Annotated in this window: 11 protein-coding genes; 2 read left to right on the top strand and 9 right to left on the bottom strand. The window is 59.5% G+C overall.

The genetic code is table 11. The features are described from left to right. The first annotated feature begins 192 nt into the window (after positions 1 to 192). Positions 193 to 951 (top strand): class I SAM-dependent methyltransferase, encoded by a 759-nt coding sequence (locus IPM89_03060; protein QQS55761.1) that lies wholly within the window; start codon positions 193 to 195, stop codon positions 949 to 951. Here the strand turns inward: IPM89_03060 and IPM89_03055 are convergent. The 9 genes from IPM89_03055 to IPM89_03015 form a co-directional block, all read right to left on the bottom strand. Beyond that, positions 941 to 1,411, bottom strand: a complete 471-nt coding sequence (locus IPM89_03055) for a type II toxin-antitoxin system RatA family toxin (GenBank protein QQS54838.1) — start codon at positions 1,409 to 1,411, stop codon at positions 941 to 943. The two genes, IPM89_03060 and IPM89_03055, sit on opposite strands and share 11 nt — an antisense overlap. A 193-nt stretch (positions 1,412 to 1,604) precedes the next feature. Continuing rightward, positions 1,605 to 1,808 carry a hypothetical protein gene (locus IPM89_03050; protein QQS54837.1) on the bottom strand — a complete coding sequence of 68 codons (204 nt, stop codon included), beginning with the start codon at positions 1,806 to 1,808 and terminating at the stop codon, positions 1,605 to 1,607. 354 nt (positions 1,809 to 2,162) lie between these two features. Then, on the bottom strand, positions 2,163 to 3,368 hold the full coding sequence (locus IPM89_03045) for a nickel-dependent hydrogenase large subunit (GenBank protein QQS54836.1): 1,206 nt from the start codon (positions 3,366 to 3,368) through the stop codon (positions 2,163 to 2,165). A 66-nt stretch (positions 3,369 to 3,434) separates the two neighbouring features. Continuing rightward, complete coding sequence (locus IPM89_03040) at positions 3,435 to 3,677, bottom strand: HypC/HybG/HupF family hydrogenase formation chaperone (protein QQS54835.1); 243 nt, start codon at positions 3,675 to 3,677, stop codon at positions 3,435 to 3,437. Positions 3,678 to 3,687: 10 nt separating this feature from the next. Continuing rightward, entirely contained in the window at positions 3,688 to 4,227 is a 540-nt protein-coding gene (locus IPM89_03035; GenBank protein QQS54834.1) for a HyaD/HybD family hydrogenase maturation endopeptidase, read from the bottom strand. Further along, positions 4,227 to 5,939 (bottom strand): nickel-dependent hydrogenase large subunit, encoded by a 1,713-nt coding sequence (locus IPM89_03030; GenBank protein QQS55760.1) that lies wholly within the window; start codon positions 5,937 to 5,939, stop codon positions 4,227 to 4,229. The genes IPM89_03035 and IPM89_03030 overlap by 1 nt, the downstream gene beginning before the upstream one ends. A 10-nt stretch (positions 5,940 to 5,949) precedes the next feature. Beyond that, positions 5,950 to 7,119: a Ni/Fe-hydrogenase cytochrome b subunit gene (gene hybB / locus IPM89_03025; protein QQS54833.1), complete on the bottom strand. Its 1,170-nt coding sequence runs from the start codon at positions 7,117 to 7,119 to the stop codon at positions 5,950 to 5,952. After that, positions 7,116 to 8,132: a hydrogenase 2 operon protein HybA gene (hybA, locus tag IPM89_03020; protein ID QQS54832.1), complete on the bottom strand. Its 1,017-nt coding sequence runs from the start codon at positions 8,130 to 8,132 to the stop codon at positions 7,116 to 7,118. The genes hybB and hybA overlap by 4 nt, the downstream gene beginning before the upstream one ends. Before the next feature lie 11 nt (positions 8,133 to 8,143). Then, entirely contained in the window at positions 8,144 to 9,310 is a 1,167-nt protein-coding gene (locus IPM89_03015; GenBank protein QQS54831.1) for a hydrogenase small subunit, read from the bottom strand. Between the two features lie 876 nt (positions 9,311 to 10,186). Here IPM89_03015 and IPM89_03010 point away from each other — a divergent pair. Further along, a complete protein-coding gene (locus IPM89_03010) occupies positions 10,187 to 13,609 on the top strand; it encodes a choice-of-anchor D domain-containing protein (GenBank protein ID QQS54830.1) in 3,423 nt (1,140 codons plus the stop codon). The last annotated feature ends 86 nt before the right edge of the window (positions 13,610 to 13,695 follow it).

Genomic DNA, 13,695 nt, shown 5'->3' with positions numbered 1-13,695 from the left:
TACACTTCAGACCTTTCAATCGAGGCGTACCGTGCAAACCTGTTCCGGGATAACCACCGTCGAGACGTGGTGCCCACGCCGGCCAACTCCGGCGCAGGTGTGCGTACACCCCACAATCATTGAGGAAAACTCCCCATGAGTTCCCAACCTGCTACGGCCGCGCTGGTTCGGCTGCGGTCATCGGATGAAGGCATGGTGTTACAGCCAGCAACGACCGACGCCGAAAACGCAGCCCATTGCCAGGAGTCCGATCAGGAGATCTCCGTTTCGACACAGGTTCCGCTACCGGCGTACCTGCAGCAGGTCTACTGGTGGGCGTATCTTCACCCCGCCGCGGTGCGCGTGTTCGAGCGGCAATGGCTGGTCAATCTAATTCTGTGGGGCAACTTCGCCCAACTGCGAGACGCCGCGTTGGACGAAATGGGCGCCACCATTGACGGCAGCATCCTGCAGGTCGCCTGCGTTTATGGAGATTTCACCGAGCGGCTGGCCCAACGGCTGGAACCGACCGCGCGGCTGGATGTGGTGGACGTAGCGCCCGTCCAGTTGGAAAATCTAAAGGCCAAGCTGGATAACGGCGCTCCGCGCATCGCCCTGCACCACCAGGACTCGACCAATCTCCATTTCGCCGATGCCAGCTACGATTGTGTGGTGCTGTTCTTCCTGCTGCACGAACAACCCGAAGAGGTCCGGGCGCAAACCGTCGCGCAAGCCTTACGCGTGGTCAAACCGGGCGGCAAGGTGATTTTCGTCGACTACCATCGCCCCCACCCGAGCAACCCTTTCCGCTACGTCATGGTACCCATTCTCACCACGCTGGAACCCTTCGCCATGGACTTGTGGCGTAAGGAAATCACCGAATGGATGCCGGAAGAACGGGTGCGGGCCGCAACCGTCAAGAAGGAGACTTTTTTCGGCGGCTTGTATCAGAAGGTGGTCGTCACGTTCTAGGGCGCTGGACCGACAGGGCTTGTCCGGCATCCAGCCGGCGTGCCCGCGCCGCGAAGGCGTTGACGGTGGTCAACGCCATCTGCGCCACCAACACGTCGCCAAGCGGCTTGAACCAAAGCGAGCGGATCTCGCAGTCGAGCGCAAAGTCGATGCGGCAACCCCCCTCGGTCGCGGGTGCCAACGACCAGCGGATATCGAAATAACGGAAGTGGCGGTCGGCCGACGTGACGCTGATGGAATGAGGGGGTTCCAGTTCGGTGCGGGTACGAAAGCGATACGCCAGCAAGCCCAGCATCAGCACCTGCTCCGTCTCATAACCACCGGCGTGGCGGCCGATGATCCTCGCCTCCCGCATCAACGGCAAAAATTCCGGATAGCGCTCCACATCGGCGACGAGATCGAACATCTGTTCGGTGGAAACGGCAACCACCCGGCTTTCGCGATGCGCTGTCTTGAACATGTCGCCTTTCTCCTCACTGCCCGCCGTCGTTCTTCACCCGAGTGATCACCAGCGGCGCGCGTCGTTATCGTAGTCGTCGATTCTACTGCTTCAGATGGGGGATTTGCGATGACCCGCAACTTGGCCGCGAGATCTCGACAATGGGCGTAAAAAAACCCGGTTTACCCGGGTTTCTCGGCGAACTCGCCTTGAATCAGGTGCTCGGCAATAGGTGCACCCTGGAAAACAAGCTATCTTCAATATGTCGCCACGTTTTCGGAAAAAGTACCGAAACCGCCGCGCCGGCGGGAAGCAGGAATAGTGCCGCGCCGACCAGCGCGACGATCCAGAAACCCAGCACGGGAGACAAGACCAAAACCACGATTGTTAGAACTGCTATTTTGATGATGTTTTTCATGATATTACGCGGCGGAAACCCTATCTCTCGGGACAGAGACCACCCCCGTCCTCCATCTGTTTAGATGTCAGAAACTCAGTCGCGGGCGGCTTCGTATTCTGACAGTGCGCTTGCCGTCCGGGATCAAAATATCGAGCAAAGGCCGATCCAGCCTTCTGGCGTGCCGCTTGGCGTGCGAGACCCACGCTTCGGGTGTCCTGTAAACGAGTCATTTCGAAGCTACCCGCAGCGGAACACCTCTCTTTCCTGCTGACAAGAGGCCCAGCTTTCCTTCTATAAGTGTGTCTGAATTGAGGGTATCCTAACAAATAGAATGTTGCACTGCAATAAATTTATGCTTGATCACCAGGCCGTTCAGGATTCATCGACGAGCAACTCGAAACCAACGCAGGGATCAAGCGCCGTCGCCAACAGGGCAACGGCGCGGCGGATCGGCGGCGCGCCGGCTTCAGCGAGCCGCGCACCCAACAAACTACGTGTCAGCGGTCCTTCCGGATGAAAATTCCATTCGGTCGGCGCCAGGATCTTGTAGTCGGTCACCTGTCCCACCGCCACCGCCACCCGATGACACAAGCGACCGCGCGCGCTTTCCACCAGACCGAGACCAGTACCGGCGCTGTTTTGCTCCATCGATGGTCCAGGATGCTCTTCCAGCCGTGCAAATTGCCCGCGGAGTTCGGTCAGTAAATCATCCATCTCCACCCATCGCGCCACCCAGCGAGTCAGCAGGCCATTCCCGTAGTCGGCGCGCAGATCGGCAATCAGCGGATGCTCCCACAGTCGGGCCAAGGCCCCGGTTTCATGGACCGCGCCTTCCAGATCGGGGCGGGCGCAAAACCTATAACCGTCGGCCGCCGCCATCCGTCGCTCCAGCACGGCGAGGTCGAACACCGGCAGCGGCTCCACCGTGCCGCGCCCGAAATCCGCCAAGCCCTGCTCGCACAGGCAACGCAGCGTCAACGCCGCCGGCGTGGCGGCATGACCCAGCCAGCGCTCGAAGCTCCGGCGGTCGGTCAAGGGCCAGCTATTTCGGGTTGCCTCGCCGCAAACGGCCTGGTGGATCACGAGCTGGAGTGGGTCGAGCAGCGAGGCAAGATCCGCCAAAGCCGGCGCCAGCCGTGCGCCACCGACGCGGTTCCAAGTCAGATCGGGGAATAACTTGAGCGGCAGGGCGGACAGGAGTTGCCGCAGCCGTTTCAGGGTGTCGAGCGCGGGACTCACGCCGATGCAGCGCGGCCAGTCGAGCAGCAGACGCCAGGCGGTTTGTTCGAGGGATTCGGCGGCCACCAGGAAACAGCGAGCGGCCAATTGAGGAGGTGCGGGGACCATGCCGAGGGCGGCTTCGACGGCGGCAAGACCGGCGACGGTCTGCGCGATGCGGCACACACCGAACAATCGCGGCAGCAATGCCATGGCGGCGCCGACATCGCGTCCCACCAGCACGGCGCACAGATTGACCGGCCGGGTCGAACGCAGATCGACCGCCACGATGCGGCCGCCTTGCACCGCGACCCGGATATTCAGGCCGCCTTCGACCCCACCGGCCGCGCCACCAGCCATGTCAGGACTGGCGGCTCTGTCGCGGGACGATCCGAGAATCGAGCAACGCGCTGAGCGACTTCGCCGTCATGCCGTCGCGTTGTCGTCGGCCACGCCGACGAACTCGTCGAACAAACGGTAAATCTCGGCCGCTTCTTCGGGCGCGATCTTTTCCACGGCGAAGGCGCGCGCTTGCAGGATCAGGAAATCACCGATGGCGACCTCCTCCTGAAGCAGCAGCAAACTCACCTCCAGTCGCTCACCGTAACGCTCCACCACCGCGCTGGCGTCGTGGACTTCGACCACTCGGGCGGGAATCGTGATGCACATGGCGTTGCAGCTAGACCGGAACTCCCCTCTCCCCTTGCGGGAGAGGGGTTGGGGGTGAGGGGGAAAACGCCGGGGACCGGGGTTCGAGGACCAAATCCAGCCCACGCAGTGCGTCCGCCAGACACTCCACCGCCCGTTCCAGCGCCACCGCCACCTCGGGCGACAGTTCGACGCCCAATTCCAGATCGGCCGGCACCACCCCGATCAGGGTGAGCGCGGCCGGTGCTTCTTCCATCAGGATCAAGGTCGCCAGCACCTCCGCCAAACCCAACTGATGCGGGGAGAAGCGAGTTTGAAACAAAGCCGGCACTTCGGCATCGGCCAGCTTCACCACCGAGGCTGGCGGCGCGCCGGTTTGCACCGCATCGCACACCAGCAGATGATCGCAACCGGCCAGGGTGTCCAACAGATCCATGCCAACGGTGCCGCCATCGACCACTTCGACCACCGCTGGCAGAACGTAGCGCGCGGCCAGCGCCTCGACCACCCGGACCCCGACGCCCTCGTCGCGCAGCAGGATGTTGCCGAGGCCCAGCACCACGATTCTCATTAGAACGCTTTCACCTGGACGGTGGACCGCCGATGGGTGTCGGTCAGGTGGATCGCGCAGGCCAGGCAGGGATCGAAGGAATGGATCGTGCGCAACACTTCCAAAGGCAGTTCGGGATCGGCGACCGGATTATCGACCAGCGATGCCTCATACGGCCCCAGCGCATCGGCGTCGTCGCGTGGACCGGCGTTCCAGGTGCTGGGCACCACGGCCTGATAGTTCTTGATCTTGCCATTCTCGATCACCGTCCAGTGCGACAAGACCCCGCGTGGGGCTTCGTGGTAGCCGAACCCGCGAATCTCGCCCTTGGGAAATACCGGCCGGTTGAAGGTGGTGAAATCCCCCTTGGCGATGTTATCAACCAGCAGTTGCCACTGGTTCTGCAAGGATTCCAGCAGCACCGCGCAGCGCACCGCCCGGGCGGCAATCCGGCCAATGGTCGAATGCAACGCCTCGACCGGGATCGGCGATCCGGCCACCTTGCCGGCGATGTCGAGCACCCGCTTCAGATGGCGCTGGGTCGGCTCGTGGCCGGCGGCCACCATGGCCAGCACATTCGCCAGCGGTCCCACCTGGACCCTTTGGTCGTAAAAGGTGGGGGCCTTGACCCAGGAATATTTACCGTCGTCCTGGAAGTCGGTGTGATGCGGGTGGGTCTGGCCCTCGTAGGGATGGCGCGCCGCGTGGTCGCCTTTGTACTGATACCAGGCGTGCTTGACGCTCTCTTTGACCCCATCGCGGAAGTAGCCGTCCTGATAACTGGTGATCGGCTTGAATTGGGACAGATCGCCCTTGGGCACATAACCGCCGGGTAGTTCGAACTGCGTGCCCTTGGTGTCCAGCGGCAGGTCGGGCACCGACAGATAGTCGGTAACGCCGGCGCCATAACCGGTCCAGTCGGCGTACAGCGCGCCCACCGCCGCCACGTCGGGAATCATGGCCTGATTGACGAACTCGCCGAGTTTGTCGATCTCCGCCTTGATGGCGAACAGCCGTTCCAGCGTCAGCGTGGATTGGCTGTCCGGGTTGATCGGGTTGGCCACCCCACCGACGGCGAGGTTCTGGATATGGGGGGTCTTCGAACCCAGGATGGCGACGATCCGGTTGGCGATGCGCTGATACTCCAGCGCCTGCAAGTAATGGGTCGCGGCCAACAGATTCACGTCCGGGGGCAGTTTCATCGCCGGGTGACCCCAGTAGCCGCTGGCGAACACGCCCAACTGGCCGCTGCCGACAAACGCCTTGAGCTTTTCCTGAACCTGGCGAATCTCCGGCAGACTGTTGCGGCGGTAGCCGGACAGACTGGATCCCAGCGTGGCCGCGCCCTCGGGGCTGGCCGACAGGGCCGAGACGATATCGACCCAGTCGAGCGCCGCCAGTTGGTAAAAATGCACGATGTGATCGTGAATGCCGTGCGCGGCGACGATCATGTTGCGGATGTACTGGGCGTTGAGCGGCACTTCCAGATCCAGGGCATTCTCGACCGCGCGCACCGACACGATGGCGTGGACCGTGGTGCAGACCCCGCAGATGCGCTGAGTAAACAGCCAGGCGTCGCGCGGGTCGCGGCCCTGCAAAATGATCTCGATGCCGCGCCACATCTGCCCCGACGACCAGGCGTTGCTTACCTTGCCGTTGTTGACCTCGCAGTCGATCCGCAGATGACCCTCGATACGGGTGATGGGATCAATGGTTATTCTGGCCACGGACAGCCTCCAATCGTCATGGTTGGGCCTGATGGGCGCCGTGCAGCACCGGCAGGGTCTTGATGAACAGCAGATAGAGCATGATTTCCAGACAGACGATGCCGATGGTGATCATCAGCTCCGGCGCCGAGGGGAAATAGGTCCAGCCGTTGCCGGGCCGCACGGCCATCAGATAGGAATCGAGCCGGTACAGCGAACCGGCGGCGAGCAGGGAAACCGCCGCCAGAAACTGCCAGCGCTGGCTGGCGCGGCGCCGCGAAACCAGCACGAAGAGCGGCACGAGGAACAGCGCGGTTTCGAGCAGGAACAGATTGCCGTCCCAATCGCCGGCGAAAGCCAGACTCAGATGACCGTGATAGGCCAGATCGCCCCAACGCAGCAACAGGTAGCCCGCCAGCAGACCGGCGACAACCCGCGCCAGCCGCGCGAACAACGTCACCTCGGACGGCGTCTTGAAGGCCCGATTGACCAGGGTGGCTTCCAACATCACCACGCCGTAACCCATGGCCAGCGCCGAAATCAGATACAGCAGCGGCAACCAAATGGTGTACCACAGGGGAGAAAGCTTGGAGCCCATGATCAGCAGCACCGAGCCCAGCGAGGACTGATGCATGGTCGGCAGCAACACCCCGACCGCAATCAGCACGTACATATATTTTTTCAGAAAAACCTGGAGCTTGTCCAAACTGTAGCGCTGCTTGAACGTAAGCGGCATCCGCTCCAGAAACGCCGGCCAGAACTCCAGCCACAACACCGTGATGTAGGCCATGACGCACAGCGCCACCTCGAAAATGACCGAATTCGGCTGGGCGTACCAGGGCAGCAACAGGTTGAAGGCGTTCCAGTAGCGGCCGAGGTCGATCATCACCGCCAGACCGGCCAGTGTGTAGCCGAACACCCCGCCGAGCAGGGCCGGCCGCATCAGCGGGTGATAAACGTTGTGGTTGAAGATATAGACCAGCAGCGCCATGGCGAAACCGCCGCAGCCGAAGGCCGTGCCGATCACCACATCCAGCACCACCCAGGTGCCGATGGGGTAACCGTTGCTCATGTTGGAAACGTCGCCCATCCCAAACAGAAAGCGGCGCAAAATGAAATAAGCCGCGATCAGCAGGAAGAAGCCGAGAATCAGAAACGGTTTGGTGACCACCTTGCCGCCGAGCGGCCGATGGGTAATCGCCGTCATGATGGCCGCTCCTCGTCGTCTTTTTTCCGTTCTTCGTCGCTCTTGGCATTGCGCCGGGCCAGCACCACCAGACCGCCGAGCAAAGCCAGCGGCGCGATCATGCCCTTGTAGAGCGTGTGCTGCATCCCCTCGGAAACGGCGGCGAAAGAGTGATCGGGCAGCTTGGGCAAGCCCAGCTTTTCATGGGGCACACCGCTCAGATAGCGCACCTGGGTACCGCCGGATTCGGTCTCGCCGTAGATGTGCGGCTGGTACTCCCCGGCCGGCGCCACCTGACCGGGCCGGTCGCCGCCCAGCTTGCCGCGCGGAAACTCGTACAGGTCTCCGGGCTTGAGGGCCATGCGCCGCTCTGCTTCCTTTTGCAGATCCTCGACCAAGCCGAACAGCGAGGCGCCGGTCGGACACACGTCGCAGCAGGCCGGGAGCTTGCCCTGCTTCTGCAAGTGGTTGCAGAACTGGCACTTGGCGATCCGGCCGAATGGCTGATCGAATTGATACTGGGGCACGTTGAACGGACAGCCGTAGACGCAATAGCGGCAACCGATGCAGGCATCCGGGTTGTGGGTAACGATGCCGGTGACCGGGTCCTTGCGCATGGCGCTGACCGGGCACACCGAGATGCAGGACGGATCGACGCAATGCAGGCAGTGGCGCTTGACGAAGGCGTAGCCGTCGATCTCGCGGTCTTTCTGAGCCATGGTGCCGTTCTGGTAAACCCGGATCACGTTCAGGGTCTTGCCGGAAATGTCTTCGGCGGTATCCCAGGTCCCTTCGTTCCACTCGGCCAGGCGTTGCGGTTGCTCGACCGGCATGCCGTTGGCGTCCTTGCAGGCGGCGACGCAGGCTTTACAGCCGATACACTGGGTCGAGTCGTACAGCATCCCCACCGCCTTGGGCGGCAGGGTCTTCGGCTCACGCCGGTCGAATGGCGCGGCCTCGGCGACCGGCGCGGCGGCGGCGGTGGTGACGGCGCCGATGGCGCCCCGCAGGAACTGGCGGCGATTGATGGTCATGACGCACCCTCCTACTGCCGCGGGGTATCGTGATCGGAAGCGGCGGGCTCATCCTTTTGGTCCATGCCGCGCAGGGCCATCGCGCCCGCGCCTATCCCCAATCCAGCGACGCCGGCCACGACTGCCGCCGCCGCCGGAGTCACGCCCTTGCCCTTGGGCGCGTTCACCACCGGAAAGGCGGTCGGCGGCGTAAAGGTCTTGACCTTCGCCAGCGCATGGAGCGGCTTGGTGAACCCCACCCCCTCCTCGGTACAACCGAAGCAGGGATGACCGATGCCCACCGGCCAGTTGCCTTCACCGACATCGCCGAAACCGATGGCCGGACAATTGGCGTGGGTCTCTGGTCCCTTGCAGCCCAGTTTGTACAGGCACCAGCCTTGGCGATGACCGAAATCGCCGTATTCCAGGGCAAAGCGGCCGGCGTCGAAGTGCGGGCGCCGCTCGCAGTTTTCGTGAATCAGTCGGCCGTAGGCAAATTTTGGCCGGTTCTTGATATCCAGTCCCGGCGGCTTGCCGAAGGTTAGCAGGTACAGGACGGTGGACAGGAAGTTGTAGGGATTGGGCGGGCAGCCGGGCAGGTTGATCACGGTTTTACCGGGCAACACTTCATGCACCGGCTTGGCTTCGGTCGGGTTGGGATCGCTGGAGGGCACGCCACCCCAGGAGGCGCAGGAGCCGATGGCGATAATCGCCGCCGCGCCCTCGGCCGTTTCCCGGACCGTTTCCAGGATCGGCTTGCCGGCGACCATGCAGTAGACGCCGCCGTCCCTGGTCGGAATCGAGCCGTCCACCACCAACACGAACTTGCCCCAGTTCTCCTTCATCGACTTGGCTTTGTACGCCTCGGCCTGATGACCGGCGCCCGCGCACAACGCCTCGTGATAATCCAATGAGATCATGTCGAGGATCAGGGTTTCGAGGGTCGGATGATAAGCGCGCAGCAGCGACTCGGTGCAGCCGGTGCATTCCTGCGCCGACAGCCAGATGACCGGCGGCCGGGCGGCAGCGGTGGCGGCAGCGGCGATGCGCGGCCCCATCAGCGACGAGAGCCCCAAGGTCGCGGCGACGCCGGTGCAGTAAGTCAGGAACTGGCGACGGGTCAGCCCGCCGAGCGCGCCCTCGTAACCGTCGGGATTCTGGACAGCATGGTCAAGATCGGTCTCGCTGACGATATTCATCACCCGTTTTCCCCGCAAATTTGGCCATTTATAAAGCTAGTGGGGAGAGAATCCGACGGGTTGACGATCATCAATTTTTAGGAGTTTTTTTGCCGCCCCATGATTCAAGTCACGTATCCGTAAACCCGTCAAGATGCGGGAGGGCTTCGAGCAGTCTTGAGCGATGTGCCTTGGTTACCGCTTGCCGGTTTATTTCTCTCATGTGGTGAGAGGATCTGTGGTGGTGTGGGCAGAGCAAGGGCACGGCATAGCTTTTTATTTCGATTGGTATTCAACAATGATTCGGACAGTTTTGGCTTTCGGCCTCGTGGACAAAAGGCACATCGGTACGTGAAACTCCTTGAAAAATCAGAACTTGAAGCGACCGCTACAGGTCAAGCAAAATCAACGAGTTATTTTATCGAGATCCGGTCAAACCCTTAGTTGAATTTAATGATGCCTATGAAGGCTAACCAGTCGATTGTGATAGCTAAAACTGTCCGAAGCATTGATTCAAGGGAGCGCTCATGTAATAGAAAAGTTTCGAAACTGGAAAATTAACATTAATTTTTGTAGATGACTTAGTTACTCAGTTGATACTTTCTTGAGTTTTTGATACTAAATACCTGCCAATGAGCGTTGGCCCCTAAAGATCAACCTATGTGATGATTTAGTTATTGTTACTGAACAATTAAAGCTAAACCTACCGCAAGATAGGAGTAGAAAATCACAGGTTCTGAACAAACTCATGAAATCCGATCTGCTGAAGTGCGGCTTTCGTTAATGGTCACGCGAGTCGCATAACGCAGCGAACTGACTGAAATCCATATTGAGCCTTATGAAAATCATGGTTTATTCGGGGCACCCTCAAGCATATTGAGATCGGGAGGTTTTTCAATGAAGAAGAAATTAAATGTCTTGATTGGGGTATTATTAATCCAGATCACGATCACACTACTATTGGTTGCCTCCACACCAGCCCTGGCGGACTGCCCTCCAACACAACCAATACTACCAATAAGTGTTAATGCACAGGTTGACGACTCAATCATTTATGCTGAAGATGTGGATTATTTCTCTTTCACCTTGCCCTCCACAGGAGCTGTGACTATCTACGGAGGAATGTACTTGGGCGAGGTTATAAAAGGGACTTTATACAACTCCACATGTACTTCTCTCGCTAACGATTATTATCTTACTTACCCCTATTCAAATATCAGTTTTTCTTCCTTGGCTGCTGGAACATACGTTTTGATGGTTCGAGGGAACACTCGATCGACCACCGGCAATTATTGGATATATGTTGGGTACGCGGGTCAAAGCACATCTCCAGAGATGGATGTTCATGGCGGCGGAATTTCCATCATAGATGGGGCCACTTCACCTAACGTTGATGATGATACCTGGTTTGACCATATTACTACTGGCCATACTCACACCTTCACCATCGCCAACACCGGCACAGCGCCCCTCAATCTGACCGGCACACCGCGTGTAAGCATCATCGGAACTCATGCGAGTGATTTTACCGTTACCCAGCAGCCGAGTTCACCTGTTGCAGTCAACGGCTCGACCACGTTTGAAGTGGTCTTTAACCCGAGCGCTGGAGGCGACCGCCAAGCGACGGTCCGTATTTCCAATGACGACAGCGATGAAAATCCTTACAATTTTGCGATTGCTGGCCGGAGTTTCGGTGGAGTACAGGTCCCCGAAATCACGGTTCGGGGCAATGGCCAGGAAATCGTTGATGGTGATACCACGCCCAGCACCATCGACAACACCGACTTTGGCACCGTCGATGTGGCCACCGACACGGTCACGCACACCTTCACCATCGCCAACACCGGCACAGCGCTCCTCAACCTGACCGGTACGCCACATGTGAGCCTTAGCGGCGCCCATGCGAGCGACTTCTCTATCACCGCGCAGCCGAATTCGCCGGTGGCAGTGGGTGGCACGACCACTTTTCAGGTGCTCTTCAACCCCAGCGCTGGAGGTGAGCGCCAAGCGACGGTCCGTATTTCCAATGACGACAGCGATGAAAATCCTTACATTTTTGCGATTGCTGGCAAGAGTCTCGGTGGAGTACAGGTCCCCGAAATCACGGTTCGGGGCAATGGCCAGGAAATCGTTGATGGTGATACCACCCCCAGCACTACCGACAACACCGACTTTGGCACCGTCGATGTGGCCGCCGACACCGTCACGCACAGCTTTGTTATCGCCAACGATGGCACAGCACCCCTCAACCTGACCGGTACGCCACGCGTGAGCCTTAGCGGCGCCCATGCGAGCGACTTCTCTATCACCGCGCAGCCGAATTCGCCGGTGGCAGTGGGTGGCACGACCACTTTTCAGGTGGTCTTTAACCCGAGCGCCGAGGGCTCACGTCAGGCCATCGTAAACATCAGCAATGATGACAGCGATGAGAATTCATATAGTTTTTCTATTCAAGGCGATGGTAATGGGTTCGCATTTACCGCAATTAGTTGGTATGGTGATGTTTACGAGATAAACCCCCAAACAGGGGCATACCTGTATATTGGTTCCTCGGGGTACTCAGGAACGAACTCGCTTGCTGTGGATGGGACCGGTCGGCTGATTACCGCAGTTTCACCCTCAAATGCCCCAGCATTTCTTGTGCAGATTGATCCGGTCACGGGAGTCGGAACACCACTTGTCACAGTTACAGGCCCCTTTGTCAATATATATGCAATGGCATTTTCTCCAGAAGGTGAGCTTTACGTCAGCAGCGCGACTTCTCCGAGTTATTTTCCGGCTCTTTACAAGATCGACCTTGATAGCGGTCAGTCACAATTCATCAGTTACACTGCCCCACACCGCTTTCTGGGTTTGGATTTCGCTCCAGATGGTACGCTCTTCGGCTGGAGTAACTTAGACGGCTTATACACAATCGATACAAATACGGGTGCAGCGACAGATGTCAATCCTTCGATAGGGAACACATCAAATTCACTAGAAACAATAGGCTTCGCACCGGACGGTACTCTTTATGGTGCCAACTGTGACTGGTTCCAAATTGACTCCTCGACAGGTTTTGCTGAGTACATAGCCGGCATTGACTGCGTTACCGGTATTGCCGTCAGTTCTCCTGCAGCTTCTAATTCCCCCACCTCCCTGAGTCTGGCACAAAACCAATGGCATCTGATCAGCCCTCTGCCACTGGATGGTGGCGGCGGCGGCACGGTGGGTGAAATCGTCGGCAATGATATCCTAGCCGACAACCTGGACTCCGCCATCTACGGCAATGCCACCGCGAATGGCTGGATTATGTACCAGCACAACGCGCTCACCAATCTATATGAAACCCTCACGATTGACAGTCCATTAACCGTGGGACGGGGCTACTGGCTCAAAACGCTTGCGGCTAACCAAAGCTTCACCGTCAGCGGCAACGCCAACAGCATCACCCCCATCGACCTGGAAGCCGCCCCGACTCCAGCGAACGGTCGCTCCAACATGCTTGGTCACCCGTATGACTACAACGTCTGCTGGAGCGACGCGCAGATCTCCAACGACAACTTTGCCACATTCGAAACCCCGACCACCGCCGACCCCGGCAACATCTGCGACACCGACCCAGCCGACCCGACCTGCATTCTGTCCCGCAAGATGTATCAATGGAACGGTGCGGCCTATCAAACCTTCGACGGCACCACGCCGGGCGCTGAAGGCGTGTTGGAACCCTTCGACGGCTTTTTCGTCAAGGTCTTCAAACCGGGCTACCAACTACAAATACCCGCCACCCCCAGTTGCCAGGGCGTTACCGCCGCTACTCACGCCACTCTCACGCGCGCACTCAAGACCACCGATGATTCCGATCCCGAATCCAAGTCGATGGCCAAAAAAGTCCGCAACCCGGACGAATGGAACATCCGCCTGACCGTCAGCGCCGAGGGTCTCACCGATCCCGGCAACCTGATTGGTCGGCTCAACGACAGTCGCAACGGCCATGACGCCCACGACCTCGACGAACGCCCCGCCGACTTCAACCCTCATCTGACCCTGGTGTTCCCACACCACGACTGGGGTAACCACGCCGGTGATTACACCACCGATTTCCGCGCGCTTGAACGGAACCTCACTGGAGCCACCGACTGGGACTTCGAAATTCGCTCCGATCAGCTGCGCACCATCACCCTGACCTGGGACATCGACAACCAAGACATCCGCAACCATTCCCGCCTGATTGACGTGGAGAACAACGTCAAGATCAAACCGAAAAAGGTCAACCGCTACACCATCCCGATGGTGGGCACGACCCATCGCTTCACATGGCGGATGCAGGCTGGCCGGTAGATCAGTGAATAAAGAAGGGGCGCGGCCTAACGGCCGCTACCCCGCCACGATATCAGGAGAGAGTGCGTGGACGAGGGGTTGACGAT

The organism is Candidatus Competibacteraceae bacterium (assembly GCA_016699715.1).
Classification (GTDB): domain Bacteria; phylum Pseudomonadota; class Gammaproteobacteria; order Competibacterales; family Competibacteraceae; genus Competibacter.
The sequence above is the reverse complement of the archived record's forward strand: the minus strand, read 5'-3'. Positions and strand labels throughout refer to the sequence as shown.

Bases quoted from the DNA above. Each gene is read 5' to 3' on its own strand.
- IPM89_03060 (QQS55761.1), top strand. From the start codon at position 193: ATGGTGTTACAGCCAGCAACGACCGACGCCGAAAACGCAGCCCATTGC.
- IPM89_03015 (QQS54831.1), bottom strand. From the start codon at position 9,310: ATGAATATCGTCAGCGAGACCGATCTTGACCATGCTGTCCAGAATCCC.
- IPM89_03055 (QQS54838.1), bottom strand. From the start codon at position 1,411: ATGTTCAAGACAGCGCATCGCGAAAGCCGGGTGGTTGCCGTTTCCACC.
- IPM89_03010 (QQS54830.1), top strand. From the start codon at position 10,187: ATGAAGAAGAAATTAAATGTCTTGATTGGGGTATTATTAATCCAGATC.
- hybB (QQS54833.1), bottom strand. From the start codon at position 7,119: ATGACGGCGATTACCCATCGGCCGCTCGGCGGCAAGGTGGTCACCAAA.
- IPM89_03040 (QQS54835.1), bottom strand. From the start codon at position 3,677: ATGTGCATCACGATTCCCGCCCGAGTGGTCGAAGTCCACGACGCCAGC.
- IPM89_03035 (QQS54834.1), bottom strand. From the start codon at position 4,227: ATGAGAATCGTGGTGCTGGGCCTCGGCAACATCCTGCTGCGCGACGAG.
- IPM89_03045 (QQS54836.1), bottom strand. From the start codon at position 3,368: ATGGCTGGTGGCGCGGCCGGTGGGGTCGAAGGCGGCCTGAATATCCGG.
- hybA (QQS54832.1), bottom strand. From the start codon at position 8,132: ATGACCATCAATCGCCGCCAGTTCCTGCGGGGCGCCATCGGCGCCGTC.
- IPM89_03050 (QQS54837.1), bottom strand. From the start codon at position 1,808: ATGAAAAACATCATCAAAATAGCAGTTCTAACAATCGTGGTTTTGGTC.